The 16,200-nt window shown below is 75.2% G+C and carries 14 protein-coding genes; 7 read left to right on the forward strand and 7 right to left on the reverse strand.

Features of this window, described 5'->3' with window-relative positions; all coding sequences use genetic code 11:
* The first annotated feature begins 81 nt into the window (after positions 1–81).
* Complete coding sequence (locus tag ABT048_RS30565; RefSeq protein ID WP_350524779.1) at positions 82–870, forward strand: (2Fe-2S)-binding protein; 789 nt, start codon at positions 82–84, stop codon at positions 868–870.
* 88 nt (positions 871–958) lie between these two features.
* Here the strand turns inward: ABT048_RS30565 and ABT048_RS30570 are convergent, their stop codons facing one another.
* Both ABT048_RS30570 and ABT048_RS30575 read right to left on the reverse strand, forming a co-directional pair.
* A complete protein-coding gene (locus ABT048_RS30570; RefSeq protein WP_350524780.1) occupies positions 959–1,714 on the reverse strand; it encodes a PDC sensor domain-containing protein in 756 nt (251 codons plus the stop codon).
* Between the two features lie 51 nt (positions 1,715–1,765).
* The gene (locus ABT048_RS30575; protein ID WP_350524781.1) at positions 1,766–2,518 is read right to left on the reverse strand and encodes a FadR/GntR family transcriptional regulator; all 753 of its coding nucleotides are present in this window, start codon (positions 2,516–2,518) and stop codon (positions 1,766–1,768) included.
* Positions 2,519–2,784: 266 nt separating this feature from the next.
* On the opposite strand from ABT048_RS30575, the gene ABT048_RS30580 reads away from it, so the two are divergent.
* Entirely contained in the window at positions 2,785–4,377 is a 1,593-nt protein-coding gene (locus ABT048_RS30580; RefSeq protein WP_350524782.1) for an APC family permease, read from the forward strand.
* Positions 4,374–5,624 (forward strand): CaiB/BaiF CoA transferase family protein, encoded by a 1,251-nt coding sequence (locus ABT048_RS30585; RefSeq protein WP_350524783.1) that lies wholly within the window; start codon positions 4,374–4,376, stop codon positions 5,622–5,624. The genes ABT048_RS30580 and ABT048_RS30585 overlap by 4 nt, the downstream gene beginning before the upstream one ends.
* A 111-nt stretch (positions 5,625–5,735) precedes the next feature.
* On the opposite strand, the gene ABT048_RS30590 is transcribed toward ABT048_RS30585, so the two are convergent.
* The 5 genes from ABT048_RS30590 to ABT048_RS30610 form a co-directional block, all read right to left on the reverse strand.
* A complete protein-coding gene (locus tag ABT048_RS30590) occupies positions 5,736–6,788 on the reverse strand; it encodes an ABC-2 transporter permease (RefSeq protein ID WP_350524784.1) in 1,053 nt (350 codons plus the stop codon).
* A gap of 208 nt (positions 6,789–6,996) precedes the next feature.
* Positions 6,997–8,610 (reverse strand): alpha-amylase family glycosyl hydrolase, encoded by a 1,614-nt coding sequence (locus tag ABT048_RS30595; RefSeq protein ID WP_350524785.1) that lies wholly within the window; start codon positions 8,608–8,610, stop codon positions 6,997–6,999.
* Between the two features lie 272 nt (positions 8,611–8,882).
* A complete protein-coding gene (locus ABT048_RS30600; RefSeq protein ID WP_350524786.1) occupies positions 8,883–9,503 on the reverse strand; it encodes a bifunctional 4-hydroxy-2-oxoglutarate aldolase/2-dehydro-3-deoxy-phosphogluconate aldolase in 621 nt (206 codons plus the stop codon).
* Positions 9,500–11,143 carry an N-acyl-D-amino-acid deacylase family protein gene (locus tag ABT048_RS30605; RefSeq protein WP_350524787.1) on the reverse strand — a complete coding sequence of 548 codons (1,644 nt, stop codon included), beginning with the start codon at positions 11,141–11,143 and terminating at the stop codon, positions 9,500–9,502. Before ABT048_RS30605 ends, ABT048_RS30600 begins: the two co-directional genes overlap by 4 nt.
* Before the next feature lie 71 nt (positions 11,144–11,214).
* The gene (locus ABT048_RS30610; RefSeq protein WP_350524788.1) at positions 11,215–12,546 is read right to left on the reverse strand and encodes a type III PLP-dependent enzyme domain-containing protein; all 1,332 of its coding nucleotides are present in this window, start codon (positions 12,544–12,546) and stop codon (positions 11,215–11,217) included.
* A 202-nt stretch (positions 12,547–12,748) separates the two neighbouring features.
* Here ABT048_RS30610 and ABT048_RS30615 point away from each other — a divergent pair, with 202 nt between their 5' ends.
* From ABT048_RS30615 to ABT048_RS30630, 4 genes are all read left to right on the forward strand, one after another.
* Entirely contained in the window at positions 12,749–13,942 is a 1,194-nt protein-coding gene (locus tag ABT048_RS30615; protein WP_350524789.1) for a sugar kinase, read from the forward strand.
* A gap of 31 nt (positions 13,943–13,973) precedes the next feature.
* Positions 13,974–14,723: an IclR family transcriptional regulator gene (locus ABT048_RS30620; protein ID WP_350524790.1), complete on the forward strand. Its 750-nt coding sequence runs from the start codon at positions 13,974–13,976 to the stop codon at positions 14,721–14,723.
* 56 nt (positions 14,724–14,779) lie between these two features.
* Positions 14,780–15,244 carry a RidA family protein gene (locus ABT048_RS30625; RefSeq protein WP_350524791.1) on the forward strand — a complete coding sequence of 155 codons (465 nt, stop codon included), beginning with the start codon at positions 14,780–14,782 and terminating at the stop codon, positions 15,242–15,244.
* Positions 15,245–15,370: 126 nt separating this feature from the next.
* On the forward strand, positions 15,371–16,090 hold the full coding sequence (locus ABT048_RS30630) for a DUF2470 domain-containing protein (protein ID WP_350524792.1): 720 nt from the start codon (positions 15,371–15,373) through the stop codon (positions 16,088–16,090).
* Positions 16,091–16,200 lie beyond the last annotated feature (110 nt).

Below are 16,200 nucleotides of genomic sequence, written 5' to 3' on the forward strand. Positions count from 1 at the left end.
CCCGATGTCGCCCGACCGCCCGACCGCACCCGGGCCACCCGAAGCCGGCGCGGGGTTCAACGACCCCACAGGGGAGGGCCGTTGAACCCCGCGCCCGGGCCGACCGGCCCGCTCGGCCCGGTGCCCGGATCGCCGGTCCCCGCGCCCGGCCCAGCGGTCCCCGACTACGGCCGACTCGCCGCCGTCGGCCCGTACTTCGCGCTGGACACCTCCTTCGGACCGCCGCCCGAAGGCTTCCGCCCGCTGCCCGAGCTGTACGGCACCGGCCCGGACGCACCGCTGGCCGACCGCCTGCGGGTGGTGGCCCGGCGACTCGGCACCCACGAACCCCGGGTCGCCGCCTCGATCCTGCACCTGGGGCTGGCCGCCCGGTTCTGGTCGGTCGGCCTCGGTTCGGCCGTCCTGCTCGGGACGGTCCCGACGCTGGAGCACGCCTGGGTGCGGATCCCGGACCAGGGCCCGATCGACCTCTGGACGCCGCCGGAGCCCGCCCGGCCGGAGGCCGGAACGCTCGCCGACCGGCTCCACGCCGCCGTGCTGACGGGCCAGTTGGATCCGTTGGCGGCGGCCGTCCGGGCCGCGGCGCCGCTCTCGCCGCGTCTGCTGCTCGGCAACGCCGCCTCCGCCCTGGCCGGCACGTTGCGGGTGCTGGACCCCCATGCGCCGGGCGCCGCACGGGCGTTGGTCGCGGAGCTGCTGGACCGTCCGCCGCTGGCGGGAACGGGCACGCTGCGCACGGGCCCGCGCGGCACGGCGTTCCGACGGAACAGCTGCTGCCTCTACTACCGGGTCGGGCCGGGTGCCGGGCTCTGCGGGGACTGCTGCTTCACCGCACCGCCCACGCGACGGGAAGACGGCCGGAACGGGTAGTGGAAGCGGGAGCAGGAGCGCAGCACCCGATACCTTTACAAATGAATGTCATACTCGACGCCGCACCGGTACCGCCCCGCGCCGGCCGTCACCACTGCACCACCATCCAGTCCACCGCCTCCGACGGCACCCGCACCCGCTCGACCGTCGGACCACCTACCGGCTCACCCGCCGGACCGCCGAGCAGCGCCCGCGCCAGCGAACCGACCGGCAGCACCGGGGTGGTGGCGGCCAGCACCCGCCCCTCGCCGTCGAGCAGTGCGGCCCCGCCGGGCAGCGCCCGCAGCGGCTGCACCAGCAGGCGCTCCAGCGCGGCCAGCGGGACGTCCCCGGCGACCACCCCGACGAAGCCCACGCCCGGAACCGCCACCGGCCGGGCGCAGCACAGGACGTAGCGGTCCGCGCAGAGCAGGTCGACCTGCGGCCCGGCGACCGCCGCGCACCCCTCGTCCCGGGGCCGGGCGAACCAGGGCAGCGTCCGGTAGTCGTAGAACTCGGCGTCCCCCGGGTCCAGCGGGAGCCGCAACTGCCGCTCCCCGGCGCCCCGCGCGCCGCGGTACCACCACTCCGCGTGCAGCTCGGCATCGGCGAGCGCGCCGGGCGCCACGACGGCGCCGCAGCCGAACCAGCGCGAGCCCGGCCGGGCCAGCAGCTCGCGCACCGGCCCCTGCAGCACGGCGAGTTCGGCCGCGACGGGCCGTCGCCCCGCGGCGGCCGTCCGGTCCCAGCACTCGGCGGTGGCCGCCCGCAGGCCGTCCAGGTCGGCGAGCACCGCGTCGACGGCGGCGGCGACCTGCCGGGCACAGGCCTCGGCGGTGGCGGGCAGGGTGAACGTGCTGGTCATGACGGCTCCGGCGGGCGGGTGGGGTTCCGGGTGCGACGGCACGACGCCTGGTCAGCCGTCGTCCGCCAACTCCAGGTGCCCCCGGACCAGGTGGTGCACGCATCCGATGACGTGCGCCTCGGCTGCGGAGCGGGCGCCGGCCGCGTCGCCGGCCAGGACGGCGACCAGGATCTCCCGGTGCTGCTCGGCCAGGCGCTCCTGGTCGGGGCCGTACGGGGCGGGCAGCCAGAGCAGCGGGCCGAGTTCGGCCTGCAGCCGGACGGCGAGCTGGGTGAGGCGCACCGACTGGGCGGCGACGGCGAGTTCGATGTGGAAGCGGGCGTCGGCACGGCGCTGCTCGGCGGGCCCGGCGGCGTCGCGCAGCTCGTGAACCAGGCGGGTGAGCCGGGGGCCGAGGTCGGCGGGGGCGCGTTCGGCGGCGAGCCGGGCGGCGGTGCCGAACACGGCCAGCTCCTCGTCCCCGAGGTCGCGCAGGTCCACCGTGGCGGTGTCCCGCAGCCGGGCGAGCTGGAGGGGCGCGGAGCCCTCGACGGGCGTGCGGACGAAGCTGCCGCCGTTGCGGCCCCGCCGGGTCTCGATCAGGCCGGCCTCGCGAAGCAGCGCGAGCGCCTCCCGGACGGTGCCGTTGGCGACGCCGAGTTGGTCGGACAGGTCGTTCTCGCTGGGCAGTTGGTCCCCGTCGGCGACCAGGCCGAGGGCGATCGCCTCGGTGATCCGGCGGGCCACGGCGTCGGCGCGCCCGAGGTCGGTGAGCGGCGCGAGCACGGCGCTGAGCAGCGGGGTCGCACTGCCGATGGTCGTCATGCCGTACCCCCTCCTCGATCGCCGCCGCCGGTACACCACCCGGCCGGGTGCTTCCGGCAGGGTACCGCCGGTCGGCGCGCACCCTTGCCGCTAGAAACCCAATCTCGTATGTTTTCCCGCAGCCTCGGCCCGAGCGCCGACCCCGCTCGGCCCTGCTGCAGAACACCGCACCGCCGCACGACACCGCACCGCCGAACAGCGTTCCCCCGACGCACGCCCGCAACGCACTCCCCCGAAGCATCACGACACGTTCCCAGGAGCAGGTCATGACCGATGCCAGTGCACGTGCCACCGCCGCCGGTCCACCCGGCGGCGCCCCCGACGCGGACGCCGAACGGCTGGCCGCCCTCGGGTACACCTCCGAGTTCAAACGCGACATGAGCCTCTGGGCGAACTTCTCCCTCGGCTTCACCTATCTCTCCCCCGTCGTCGGCGTGTACACGCTCTTCGCCTCCTCCCTCAGGACCGCCGGCCCGCCGATGGTCTGGAGCTTCCTGATCGCGGGTGTCGGCCAGCTGCTGGTCGCGCTGGTGTTCAGCGAGGTGGTCGCCCAGTTCCCGGTCGCCGGCGGGGTGTACCCGTGGGCGCGCCGGCTCTGGGGCCGGACCTGGGGCTGGCTGACCGGCTGGGTCTACCTGCTGGCGCTGATGTCCACCATCGCGGCCGTCGCCTACGGTGCCGGCCCGTACGTGGCCGCGCTGCTCGGTGTGGAGCCGAGCACGGCGACGACCGTCTGGTGCGCGCTCGGCCTGCTGGCGCTGGCCACCGTGATCAACCTCGGCGGCACCCGGGTGCTGTCGGCGGCGGCGGTGTTCGGCTTCGCCGCCGAGCTGCTCGGTGCGCTCGCCGTGGGTGCCTGGCTGCTGCTGACGCACCGCTACCACGGCCTCGGCGTGGTCTTCGACAGCTTCGGCGCGGGCGCCGGCGGCTCGTACACCGACGCGTTCCTGGCCGCCGGTCTGATCGCGGTCTTCCTCTTCTTCGGCTTCGAGGCCTGCGGCGACGTCGCCGAGGAGGTGCCCGACCCGGGTCGACAGATCCCCAAGTCGATGCGGCGCACCATCTACGTGGGCGGCGCGGCCGCGATCGGGGTCAGCCTGGCCCTGGTGATGTCGATCAAGGACATCGGCGCGGTGGTCTCCGGCAGTGACGAGGATCCGGTGGCCGCGGTGCTGCACGACGCGTTCGGCGCGACCGGCGCGCGGGTGGTGATCGGCGTGGTGCTGATCTCCTTCCTGTCCTGCGTGCTGAGCCTGCAGGCGGCGGCGAGCCGGCTGACGTACTCCTTCGCCCGGGACCGGATGATCGCGGGCAGCCGCCTGCTGGCCACCGTCTCGGTGCGGCTGCGGGTGCCGCCGTACGCGCTGCTGCTCGCGGCGGCGCTGCCGGGCGTGATCATCGTGGGGGCCTCGGCGCTCTCCGGGGGAGCCCTGACGAAGATCATCTCCTTCTCCAGCATCGGCATCTACCTGGCCTTCCAGATGGTGGTGCTCGCCTCCCTGCGGGCCCGACTGCGCGGCTGGCGCCCGAGCGGGGACTTCCGGCTCGGGCGCTGGGGGCTCGCGGTGAACGTCGGCGCGCTGGTCTACGGCGTCGCCGCGATCGTCAACATCTGCTGGGGCCGCACCCCGGACGCCGCCTGGTACGACGACTACCTCGTGCTGCTCTCGGCGGTGATCGTGCTCGCCGCGGGCGGGCTCTACCTCCTCCTGGCCCGCCCCCACCTGCGTGGCGACGCCCCTTCCGGCGACGCGACGGGCCCCGAGACGGGCCCCGAGACGGACTCCGCAGCAGGCCCCGCGACGGGCCCCGCGGCGGCCGCCAACAGCCCCGCCGCCGACCGGGGACCGGTCACATGACCGGGCTCCCCCTCGACGGCGTCCTGGTCGCCGACTTCGGCCGCGTCCTCGCCGCGCCCTACCTCACCATGCTGCTGGCCGACCTCGGCGCCGACGTGATCAAGGTCGAGAAACCCGGCACCGGCGACGACACCCGCGCCTGGGGCCCGCCCCACGCCCAGGGCGAGGCCACCTACTTCCTCTCCGTCAACCGCAACAAGCGCTCCCTCACCCTCGACCTGCACGACCCGGCCGATCTCGCCCGCGCCGTCGAACTCGTCCGCCGCGCCGACGTGTTGGTGGAGAACTTCCGCCCCGGCACGATGGCGCGGCACGGCCTCGGCCCCGCCCGGGCGCAGGCCCTCAACCCCCGGCTCGTCTACTGCTCGATCACCGGCTTCGGCTCCGGCAAGGGCGCCGAACTCCCCGGCTACGACCTGCTGGTGCAGGCGGTCGGCGGCCTGATGTCGGTGACCGGCCCGGCGCCCGACGAGCCGGTGAAGGCCGGGGTCGCACTGGTGGACGTGCTCACCGGGCTGCACGCGGCGGTCGGCGTGCTGGCGGCGCTGCGCGAGCGCGAGAGCACCGGGCGGGGCCAGCTGGTGGAGCTGAACCTGCTGTCCACCCTGCTCTCCGGTCTGGTCAACCAGTCCGCCGGCTACACCCTGGCCGGCGCCGTGCCCGGCATCCTCGGCAACCGCCACCCCTCGATCGCCCCGTACGAGGTGTTCACCGCCGCCGACCGCCCGCTGGTCGTCGCAGTCGGCAACGACCGCCAGTTCGCCGCCCTCTGCCGGGGTGTCGGTGCGCCCGAGCTGGCCGACGACCCGCGGTTCGCCACCAACTCCGAGCGGGTCGCGCACGTGTCCGTGCTCGCCCGCGAGCTCACCGCCCGGCTCGAACGCCGTACCGCCGCCGAGTGGTTCGCGGTGCTCACCCCGCTCGGCGTGCCCTGCGGCCCGGTCAACGACGTGGCCGAGGCCTTCGCCCTGGCCGACTCCCTCGGCCTCGATCCGCGCGCCCCGCTGCCCGGCCCGGACGGCGGCCCGCTGGACCTGGTCGCCAACCCGATCGGCCTGTCCCGCACCCCTCCGCGCTACCAGCTGCCCCCGCCCCGGCTCGGCGAGCACACGGCCGAGCTCACCGCCTGGCTGGACGCTCCCGTGCCCCCCGCACCACCCGGGGGCCGGATGGCCCGCACCGACCCCGAGGCCCCCGGAAGCCCTGAAGCCCCCGAAGGCCCCGAGAACCCCGGGGAACCGGCCTGAGCACGACCCGCGCGTCGGCCCGCGTCCGGCTTGTCCAGGGCCGGGCGCGGGCCGCGAATCCCCACCCGTGCCGATGCCCTGGCGCCGGGTGAAGCCTTCCGGGGGGCGGGGTCAGACCGCGACCGCCTCCGCCATCTCCTCCTCGGCCTCCGCCGGCGTCTCCACCGGACGGCGACCGCGTCGCTCGTACGCCGCCGCGGCCACCAGGGCGGCCCCGCCCAGCAGCAGCCAGACCAGCAGGGTCACGACGTGGCCGCCGAGGCCCGCGCCGCCGTCGAAGTACAGGAGGCTGCGCGCGCCCTCCAGGAAGCCGGCGCCGGTCCAGAAGCCGTGCAGGGCGCCGAAGAAGCCGTTCTGCAGCTCGGGCCGGTAGATGCCGCCCGAGGACGTGAAGTTGAGCATCACGAACAGCACCATCAGGGCCAGCGTGGTCCACTTCTTCAGGAAGCTGTGCAGGCCGATGCCGACCAGCACGATGCCCGCCGAGTAGAGCCAGCCCAGCGCCCAGACCGCGGCGAGGTCGTGGTCGACGACGTGGAACACCGGCCCGGCGGTGACGATCCCGATGACGCTGACCACCAGTGAGACCGCCACCCCGACGAGCGCCCGGACCGCCATGCCCAGCCCGGCCCCGGCGGCGCCGATCACCGCCACGCTCGCGTACGAGCCGATGCTCAGCGCGACCAGCAGGAAGAACAGGCCCTGGCCGGTCGGGTCGCCCTCGGCCGGGGTGGTGAGGTCGGTGACGTGCAGCGGGACGCCCTGCCGGTCGGTGACGTTCGTGAACACCGCCGTGGCGGCGACCACCGAGGTGTCCGAGTTCCCCTTGGCCACGATCAGCTCGGGGCTCCTGGCGTCCGGGACGAAGGCGCCGACCAGGTCGCGGTCGCGCAGCTGCCGCTCGGCGGCGGACCGGTCGTCGACGGTGCGGACGTCGAGCGCGTCACCGGCCTTCTCCCGGATCGTCTGCGCCAGGCCGTGCGCCTGGTCGGTGGTGCCGACGACGGCGACCTTGAGGTGGTGCGGCTCGGGCTGGTGGAACGCGCTCTGGTAGGCGAGCGCCATGCCGAGGCACATCAGCAGCGGGGTGATCAGATGGACGGCGAGGTGCTTGAGCGAGTGCCCCGGGGTGGGCGCCGCGGCGGGGTTCTGGGGTGTGCTCATGGCGTTCGTACCGTCCTCCGGTGGTGTCTCGCACGGGGCAAGAGGGTGGTAAATGCAACCAATGTAGGTGGCAAATGCAACCATCTATGGATGCAGCTTACAACCATCCGACATCGGACGGAAGCCGGCCCCGGGACCGGTCCCGAGGACGAGCCCCCAGGACCGGCCCGAGGGACCGGTTCCCGGGACCGGCCCCCGCCGCCCGCGATCAGCCCAGGTCGAACACCCCGTAGGAGAACCCGTCCGCCAGCAGCTCCCCGTCCGCCACCCGCACGCCCTGTACCTGCAACGGCCGGACGCCTGCCGGCACCACGCCCCGCACCTGCTCCGGCAGCACGTCCGACAGCCGTACGGCCCCCGGCTCCCGGCGCGGGTTGACCGCCACCAGGTACCGCCCGGCCCGGGTGTACACCAGCGGGTAGCCGGCCTGCCGGACCTCCACCCCGCCGGCGGAGCCCAGCCCCCGGTGCGCCCGGCGCAGCGCGATCAGCCGCCGGACGGTGTGCAGCAGCGAGGTCGGGTCGGCGCGCTGGGAGAGCACGTCCGGGCGGTGCGGGTCCGGGTCCACCGGCAGGTACAGCCGCTCCGCCGGCGCACCGGAGAAGCCCGCCGTGGGGCCGGGCGTCCACTGCATCGGGGTGCGCGAGCCGGCCCGGTTGAAGCGCGGCCCGAGCACGCTGCCCTCGGTGTCGGGCAGGCCGGCCAGGTAGCGCATGCCGATCTCGTCGCCGTAGTAGACGGCCGGGAGGGTGGGCCAGGTGAGCAGGAAGGCGAAGGCGGGCGCGAGCTGCTCGGCGGTGCGGTGGCCGGCGGCCAGCCGCGAGAAGTCGTGGTTGGCGGTCGGCAGCACGATGTGCCCGTTGCCCTCGGTGAGTTCGGCGGCGGAGCGCCAGGCGTCCAGGAAAGGCTGCGGGGTGCCGCGGCCCTCGGCCTCGAAGTAGCAGGCCTCCTGCTGCCAGAACTCCTCGACCGTGCCGCCGTTGTTGTTCCACAGGGAGCGCAGCGGCAGGCCGTGGTCCTCGCCGCCGAAGTGCAGGAAGAAGTCCGCGTGGAAGCCGGCCGCGACGGCGGCGGCGGGCTCGCCCCACTCGGCGAGGAGGGCGGCCTGGGGGTGGGCACGGTCCAGCCAGTCCCGCAGCTCGGTCCAGAGCTTGGCGGTCTCGGCCTTGCCCGGATCGTCCTTGACCAGCGAGTACGCCATGTCCACCCGGAAGCCGGACACGCCGAGGCCGAGCCAGTGCGCCATGATGTCGCGCAGCGCCGCCCGGTTGGCGCGCGGCCCCTCGGCGTCCACCGGCTGACGCCAGGGCTCGGCCGGACTGCTGCGCGCGTAGCCGAAGTTGAGGGCGGGCTGGCAGTCGAAGAAGTTCGGCCGGTAGCAGCCCGGTCGGCTGCCGGGCGAGGCCACGAAGCCGTCCACCGGCCGGTCGGACCAGATGTAGCGGTGGTCGGACGCGTCCTCGGCGGCGGCCAGGAACCAGGGGTGGCGGTCGGAGGTGTGCCCGGCGACCAGGTCCAGCAGGATCCTGATGCCGCGGCGGCGGGCGGCCTCGACCAGCCCGACCAGGTCCTCGGTGCTGCCGTAGCGCGGGGCCGGGGCGAGGTAGTCGGTGATGTCGTAGCCGGCGTCGCGGAACGGCGAGGCGAAGCAGGGGTTGAGCCAGACGGTGTCGACGCCGAGCCAGGCGAGGTGGTCGAGGTGCTCCGCGATGCCGGCGAAGTCGCCGATGCCGTCGCCGTCGGAGTCGGCGAAGGTCTGCGGGTAGATCTGGTAGAGGACGGCGTCGGCGAGCCAGTCGGGGCCGGGGCGGGTCGAGGTCATGGGTGGGTTCCTCCTACCGGGTCCGGGGCCCGGGGTGCACCGGGCGGGGCTGAGCCGGGCCGGACTCGGCCGGGGGCCGAACCGGGTGCCACCGATTCTCGTCCGTTCCCGGCCGTCCCGACAGTCCGCCTCGCCCCGCCACCGCCGCTCCCGGCCCCCGCGCCTCCCGGCGTGTCTCCGCCGCGCGTCGCGGCCCACTCCCGGCACACCTCCCGGCGTCCCTCCGCGCCCCTCCGCCGCGGTGTACCGCCGCGCGTCGCGGCACGACGCCGCTACGCCTCGCCGCACGCTTCCGTGAACGCCCGGGCCCGCCGGGTGATCTCCGCCCAGTCCCCCGCCGCGACCGCCTCCGGCGGCACCACGTCCGTCCCCGCGCAGACCGCGAGCGCGCCCTGCCCCAGGAACTCGGCGGCGTTGCCCGCGTTCACCCCGCCGGAGGCCACCAGCGGCACGCCCGGGTACGGGCCGCGGAGGTCCCTGAAGTAGCCGGGCCCGAACGCCCGGGCCGGGAAGATCTTGACGGCGGCGGCACCCAGGTCCACCGCGCGGGCCACCTCGGTCGGGGTGAGCGCCCCGAGCACCACCGGCACCCCGGCGCCCTTCGCCGCCGCCGCGACCTCGGGCCGGCAGCCGGGCGTGACCAGGAAGGAGGCGCCGGCCGCGACCCCGCGCTCGGCCTGCTCGGAGGTCAGCACGGTGCCGACGCCGACCCGGTGCCCGGCCTGCGCGGCGTGCCGCAGATGGCTCGTCACATCCGGTGTGGTGTAGGTGAACTCGGTCCACCGAATGCCCCCGGCGGCGAGTGCGGCGCACAGCGCGGGAGCGTCCGGGATGCTCGGTGCGCGGACCACCGCGATCACCCGGTCGGTCTGCAGGGAGGCGAGGGGTGTCATGCGGCTCGGGTTCCTCGGTCGGTGCGGCGCAGGGCGCGCCCGGGGCGGGCGCCGGTGGTGCGACCCTGCCGGACGACGGCGGTGCCGTTGACGTACACGGCCTCGATGCCCTCCGCGGGCCGCCGGGGGTGCTCGAAGGTCGCGGTGTCCCGGACCCGTTCGGGGTCGAGGAGCACCAGGTCGGCGTGGTGGCCGGGGGCGATCCGGCCACGCCGGTGCAGGCCCAGCCGGGCGGCGGGCCGGCCGGTCATCCGGGCGACCGCCTCCTCCAGCGTCAGCACGCCCGACTCCCGGCTGTAGTGGCCGAGGTAGCGCGGGAAGGTGCCCCAGGCCCGCGGGTGCGGCCGGGCGCCGACCAGCAGTCCGTCACTGCCGACGGTGTGTACCCGGTGGCGCATGATCGCCCGGACGTTCTCCTCGTGCCCGACGTGCTGGAGGATCGTGGTGGCCAACTCGTCCCGGCGCAGCAGGTCGAGGAACACCTCGGTGCCGGTGCGTCGCTCCTCGTCGGCGATCTCGGCGACGGTCCGGCCGACGGCCGGGGCCAGCTCCGCCGACCGGACGCCGGAGACCTGGATCGTCGCCCAGTCGGTGACCACGCCGTGGCAGCCGTCGCTGCCCTTCTCCTCCACCTCGTACCGGATCCGGGCGCACTGCGCCGGGTCGGTCAGTCTGGCCAGTGTCGCCTCCGGTCCGCCCTCGGTGGCCCAACTCGGCAGCAGGGCCGCGAGGGTGGTGGAGCCGGGGAGGTAGGGGTAGCTGTCCAGGGTCAGGTCGACGCCGTCGGCGAGCGCCCGGTCGACCAGCTCCAGCAGCTCGCCGGCCCGGCCCCGGTTGACGCCGAAGTTCATCGTGGCGTGGGTCAGGTGCAGCCCGCAGCCGCTCCGCCGGGAGATCTCCACCATCTCCGCGTAACCCTCCAACGCTCCCTCGCCGTACGACCGTTGGTGCGGAGCGTGGAAGCCTCCGTAGGCCGCGACGATGGTGCACAGCTCGACCAGTTCGGCGGTGTCCGCGTACGAGCCGGGGGTGTAGCTGAGGCCGCTGGACATGCCGACCGCGCCGTCCAGCAGGCTCTTCGCCAACACCTGGCGCATCCGGTCGAGTTCGGCCGGGTTGGGCGGCCGGTCGGTCCAGCCCATGACGAGGGTGCGCAGCGTGCCGTGCGGGACCAGGTAGCAGGCATTGACGGCGACGCCGGTCCGGTCGATCCGGTCGAGGTAGCCGGCGACGTCGCGCCAGTCCCAGTCGAGGTCGGCCGGATCGCCGTTCCAGCCCGCGAGTTGACGGCGCAGCGCGGGCAGTGTGGTGTCGTCCACCGGGGCGTAGGACAGGCCGTCCTGGCCGAGGACCTCGCAGGTGACGCCCTGGGTGACCTTGGCCGGGTGCTCGGGTTCGAGCAGCAGGGCGAGGTCGGAGTGGGCGTGCATGTCGATGAAGCCGGGGGTCAGGACCAGCCCGTCGGCGTCCACCACCTCGGGCGCGTCGAGGCGGTCGCCGACGTCGGTGATCAGGCCGTCGGCGATCCGCACGTCCGCGCGGTAGCGGTCCGCACCGGTGCCGTCCACGACGGTGGCGCCCCGGAAGACGGTCGGGCCCGCCGGGTTCACCCGGTTCGCCGTCCTCGCGCTCGCCGTCATCACACCGTTCGCCGTCCTCACACTGCTCGTCGCGCTCTTCCCGACCGCCCCTGCCGCTCTCTCCCCGGCCATCAGAAGAACGTCCTGACCAGGCCGGTGACCTTCGGCTCGGCCGCGTCCGCGGAGTCCAGCACGGGGATCGCCGTCCACTTGTCGAAGGCGGTGCACGGGTGCGACACGCCCAGGCGCAGCACCGCGCCGATCGGCGCGAGGTCGCCCGCGTCCCGCAGGAAGGCGTGCTGGTCGTTGAGCGCACTGACCCGGGCCGCCGTTCCGGTCAACTCGGCTCCGCTGCGCACCCGTTGCGGCTCGGGCAGGCCCTCGTCGAAGGGCAGGTCGCGCTTTCCGGCGTCCAGCAGGGCGAGTTGCGGTTCGGGCCGGGAGACCACCCGGGCCCAGCCGTGCAGCGCGCCGCGGAACGGCGCCACGCCGTCGGCCCGGGCGAGCGGTGAGACGCCGCGGTAGAAGCCGTCGTCGTGGGCGACGTACGCACCCGAGCGCAGGACGACCAGGGCGTCCGGCAGGCCGGTCGTCTCCTCGGCCACCAGGTCGAAGTAGGCGCTGCCGCCGGCCGTGACCACCGGTGGCGCGTCGTCCGGGTAGGCGCGCGCGAGCCGGCCGTGGAGCCCGGCCAGGGCCCGGAGGTAGCCGCGGACGGTGGCCAGTCCGGCGGCCGTGGCATCGTGCGCGAGCGCGCCCTCGTACCCGCCGACGCCGGCGAGGCGCAGGGTGGGGGCGCGCAGCACGGCGGCGGCGACCTCGACGGCGGCGTCCTCGCCGCGGGCGCCGGTGCGCCCGCCGGGGCCGCCGAGTTCGACCAGCACCTCGACCTTCCGCTCGGCCCCGGCGGCGCGCAGGGCCGCATCCATCAGCCGCACGCTCTCGGCGGAGTCGACCCAGGAGAGGAAGGCGAAGTCCGGGTCGGCGGCCAGTTCGTCGGCGAGCCAGGCCAGTCCGGCCGGGTCGAGCAGGGTGTTGGCGAGCAGGATCCGCTGCACCCCGAAGGCCCGGGCGACCCGCACCTGGGGCAGGTTGGCGAGGGTGATGCCGTGGGCCCCGGCGTCGAGCTGCGCCTGCCACAGGGCGGGGGCCATGGTGGTCTTGCCGTGCGGGGCGAGCGCGACGCCCGCCTTGGCGCACCAGTCGGCCATGGTGCGGACGTTGTGCGCGAGTGCGGCGCCGTCGAGGGTGAGCAGCGGGGTGCCGAACGAGGAGAGGGTCGGGCCGCCGGCCAGCCACTCCCGCACGGTGCGGCCCCGGGTGGCGGCTCCCGGCCGCCGGTCCGGGTGGGAGTCCGGCGGAGCGGCCTTGAACCGCCGGTCCAGCGGCTCGTCGGCCAGCGCCGCCACCGCGTCGCGGGCGATGCCCGGCCCGGTGCCGCTGCTTGCGAAGGTCTGCTGCACGCTCCTCCTCCATCCGCCAGGTTGCAACATGTGCAACGAGGGTTGCGCATGCTGGCAGCACGGTTCTAGCATCGGCGCCGGATCACGGTCAACGGAACTGACTCACGCTCAACGGACCAGGCCCGCACCCGACCAGGCGGACGGTCGATCGACGGAGTGGGCCCGCTCTCGACGCAACGGCCACAGACGAGGAGCCCCGCACATGCCGCGACAGGACACCCCGGGCCCGGCCCGCCCGGGCCCTCCTCCGACGGCCGTGTGCGTGGGCGAGTCGATGGCCGTCCTGCTCCCGGACCGCCCCGGCCCGCTGGAGTCGGTGGAGACCTTCCGGCTCTCCGTCGGCGGCGCCGAGTCCAACACGGCCGGCGTGCTGGCCGCACTAGGCGTGCCGACCGCCTGGATCAGCCGGGTCGGCGCCGACGGCTTCGGCCGGCGACTGCTGGCCGAGCTCGCCGCCCGCGGCGTGGACGTCTCGGCGGTCGCGGTCGACCCGCACCGCCCGACCGGCCTCTACTTCAAGGAAGTCGGCGGCTCCACCGGCCACGACCACGACCTCGGCCCCGGGCGCAGTCGGCTGCACTACCACCGGCGCGGTTCCGCGGCCGCCGCACTGTCCCCCGCACTGCTCGCCGACCCGGACGCCGCCCGGCTGCTGGCCGACGCCCGACTGCTGCACCTGTCCGGCATCACCGCCGCGCTCTCCGACGACTGCCTCGCTTTGCTGCGCGCCCTCGTCGTCGAGCGCCGCCACACCACGGGGGCCCGGCCGGGCGGGGGCCGGGGGCTGGTCAGCTTCGACCTCAACTGGCGCCCGTCGCTGTGGCGGGACCGCGACCCGGCCGTGCTGCCCCCACTGCTGGACGCCGCCGACCTGCTGCTGCTCGGCGCGGACGAGGCGCAGGCCGCGTTCGGCACCGGCGACCCGGCCGCGCTGCGCCGTCGCTTCCCGTCCCCCGCGACCGTCATCGTCAAGGACTCCGCCCGGCACGTCACCGCCCTGGGGCGCGACGGCACGGCGGTCACCGAACCGGCTCTCGCCGTCCAGGTGGTCGAGGCCACCGGCGCGGGCGACGCCTTCGCGGCCGGTTACCTGGCCGGCACCGTCCGGGGCCTGGACCAGCGCCGCCGCCTGCGGCTCGGTCACCTGAGCGCCGCCTGCGCCCTGACCGCCCGCGGCGACCAGGCCGAGCCGCCGCCCGCCGCCGTGGTGGCGGCGCTGCTCGACGCCTCGCCCGCGGACTGGGCCGCCACCCGGGTCACCGCGGACGGCATCACCGGCCCTGCCCTGCCCACCGGCCGCACGCACCTCACCGGCCCGGCCGGCCCCACCGATCCGGCCGGCCCCACCGGCCTCACCGACCACGTCCCGCCCGCCGACCGCACCCGGGCACAATGAGCAGCAACCCCGGCCCTCGAAGCGGAGCACGATGAGCCAGACCGTCACCCGCGCCCTGCGCATCCTCGCCCAGCTCGGCGAGGGCGAACGTTCCCTCGACCAGCTCGCCGAGGTGCTCGGCGTCCACAAGACGACCGTTCTCCGGCTGCTCCAGAGCCTCGAAGAGGAACGATTCGTCTATCGCGACGCGGCCTACCGCTACCACCTGGGCGCGGGCCTCTTCGCCCTCTCCGGCCTGGCCCTGGAGCAGCGCGGCATCCGCCGGATCGCCGCCCCGCACCTGGCCGAGCTGAACGCCGCCACCGGCCAGACCGTGCACCTGGCCGCGTACGAGGGCGGCGAGGTGGTCTACATCGACAAGTTCGACTCCCGCCACCCGGTCCGGATGTACTCCCGCATCGGCCTGCGCGCCGCGCTGCACAGCGCCGCCGTCTCCAAGGTGCTGCTGGCCGACCTCCCGCTGCCCGAGCGGCGCCGGGTGGTGGCCGGGATCGACTTCACCCCGCACACCGAACGCACCCTCACCACGCCCGAGGCGCTGCTCGCGGAGCTGGAGAAGGTCGCCGCGCAGGGCTGGGCGCAGGACCACGCCGAGCACGAGTCCTTCATCAACTGCGTGGCTGCGCCCGTCCGGGACGCCAGTGGCCGGGTCGTCGCCGCCGCCTCCATCTCCGTCCCGGACGTCGTCCTCCCGTACGAGCAGGTGCTGGACCTCCTCCCGCACCTGCTCGCCACCGCCCGCGCCGTCTCGGCCGACTGCGGCCGCCCCGACCATAACTGACAGACAGTCACCTGACGCACTTCTCGCACTTCACGTACTTCACGCCAAGGAGCCCCATGCCCGCCGAGCGCCCCCAGCCCGCCGAGACCGCCCAGGCCGCCGAGCACACCCAGCCCGCCGAGAAGGTCGAGATCCGCACCGACGGCGCCCCCGCCCCGGCCTGGACGTTCTCCCAGGGCGTCCGCAAGGGTCCGATCCTGCAGGTCTCCGGCCAGGGCCCGCAGGACCCGGCGACCGGCGAGTACCTCCACCACGGCGACGTGAAGGCGCAGACCCGGCGCACCCTGGAGAACGTCAAGGCCGTCGTCGAGGCCGGCGGCGCGACGATCGAGGACGTGGTGATGTTCCGCGTCTACCTCACCAAGCGCGCCGACTTCCCGCTGATGAACGAGGTCTACGCCGAGTTCATCGAGGAGAACGTCAAGCCCGGCGGGGTGAAGCCCTGCCGCACCACCGTCTTCGTCGAGCTCCCGCAGGAGCCGATGCTGGTGGAGATCGACGCCCAGGCCGTCGTCGTCTGACGCTCCCGCCCCCGACCGCACCCACCGCAGGGCCCGGACGCCTCCCGCGCGTCCGGGCCCTGCGCGCTTGCCACACCCGGACAGCAACATTAGGTTAGGCTCACCTAACCAACTGGAGGTCCGTCCATGAGCCTGCCCACCGGCGACACCGAGGTCCCCGAGCCCACCACCGCCGAACGGATCCTGAGCCTGCTCGGCACGACCTCCTCGCTCGCCGTCCGCGCACAGGGCGAGCACCACGACCTGGACACCCCGGTCTCCGTCCACGGCTCCCGCCTGCGACTGCGCGCCCCACTGGACGCCCCGCTCACCGCGGCCGCGGCCCGGGCCACCGACGGCCTCGCCGTCGTCCTCGACGTCACCGACGTCTCCCCCGTCGCCGTCCGCGACCGCGTCCGCGCCCGCCTCACCCTGGCCGGCCGGCTCCGGCTGGCCCACCTCGCCGACGACGGCCTCAGCGTCCACCTGCGCGTGGACGTCGCCCACGCCGTCCTCGCCACCCCGTACGGCACCGGCGCGGTCACCGCCGCCGACCTCGCCCACGCCACCCCCGACCCGATGGCCCGCCACGAGGCCGCGATGCTCACCCACTTCGCCGACGACCACGCCGACGCGCTCGACGTCCTCACCCGCCTGCTCGACCCGGTGCTGCTCGCCCGGAACCCGGACGTCCGCCCGCTCGCCCTGGACCGCCACGGCCTGGTGCTGCGCCTGGACCACCCCGACGGGCACCGCGACGTCCGCCTGGTCTTCCCCGAACCGGCCCGCGACGTCGAGGACTTCGGCCACCGGATGCACGACCTGCTGACCGCCGCCCGGTACGGCCAGCCCGCCCACCGCGGCTGACTCCCGATCCCCTTCAGCGCGTTCAGCAGGCGGACCGTCCGACCGGGTTGACCCACCGTCCGGCCGCACCGACCGCCCCCGGAGCGAACCCCCGTGCCGTACCGGCCCCG

The sequence above is a fragment of the Kitasatospora sp. NPDC096140 genome, assembly GCF_040303045.1.
GTDB lineage: Bacteria > Actinomycetota > Actinomycetes > Streptomycetales > Streptomycetaceae > Kitasatospora.

Excerpts from the sequence above, each read along its gene's own strand:
- ABT048_RS30570 (WP_350524780.1), bottom strand. The coding sequence starts at position 1,714 with ATGACCAGCACGTTCACCCTGCCCGCCACCGCCGAGGCCTGTGCCCGG.
- ABT048_RS30575 (WP_350524781.1), bottom strand. The coding sequence starts at position 2,518 with ATGACGACCATCGGCAGTGCGACCCCGCTGCTCAGCGCCGTGCTCGCG.
- ABT048_RS30580 (WP_350524782.1), top strand. The coding sequence starts at position 2,785 with ATGACCGATGCCAGTGCACGTGCCACCGCCGCCGGTCCACCCGGCGGC.
- ABT048_RS30585 (WP_350524783.1), top strand. The coding sequence starts at position 4,374 with ATGACCGGGCTCCCCCTCGACGGCGTCCTGGTCGCCGACTTCGGCCGC.
- ABT048_RS30590 (WP_350524784.1), bottom strand. The coding sequence starts at position 6,788 with ATGAGCACACCCCAGAACCCCGCCGCGGCGCCCACCCCGGGGCACTCG.
- ABT048_RS30595 (WP_350524785.1), bottom strand. The coding sequence starts at position 8,610 with ATGACCTCGACCCGCCCCGGCCCCGACTGGCTCGCCGACGCCGTCCTC.
- ABT048_RS30600 (WP_350524786.1), bottom strand. The coding sequence starts at position 9,503 with ATGACACCCCTCGCCTCCCTGCAGACCGACCGGGTGATCGCGGTGGTC.
- ABT048_RS30605 (WP_350524787.1), bottom strand. The coding sequence starts at position 11,143 with ATGACGGCGAGCGCGAGGACGGCGAACCGGGTGAACCCGGCGGGCCCG.
- ABT048_RS30615 (WP_350524789.1), top strand. The coding sequence starts at position 12,749 with ATGCCGCGACAGGACACCCCGGGCCCGGCCCGCCCGGGCCCTCCTCCG.
- ABT048_RS30620 (WP_350524790.1), top strand. The coding sequence starts at position 13,974 with ATGAGCCAGACCGTCACCCGCGCCCTGCGCATCCTCGCCCAGCTCGGC.
- ABT048_RS30625 (WP_350524791.1), top strand. The coding sequence starts at position 14,780 with ATGCCCGCCGAGCGCCCCCAGCCCGCCGAGACCGCCCAGGCCGCCGAG.
- ABT048_RS30630 (WP_350524792.1), top strand. The coding sequence starts at position 15,371 with ATGAGCCTGCCCACCGGCGACACCGAGGTCCCCGAGCCCACCACCGCC.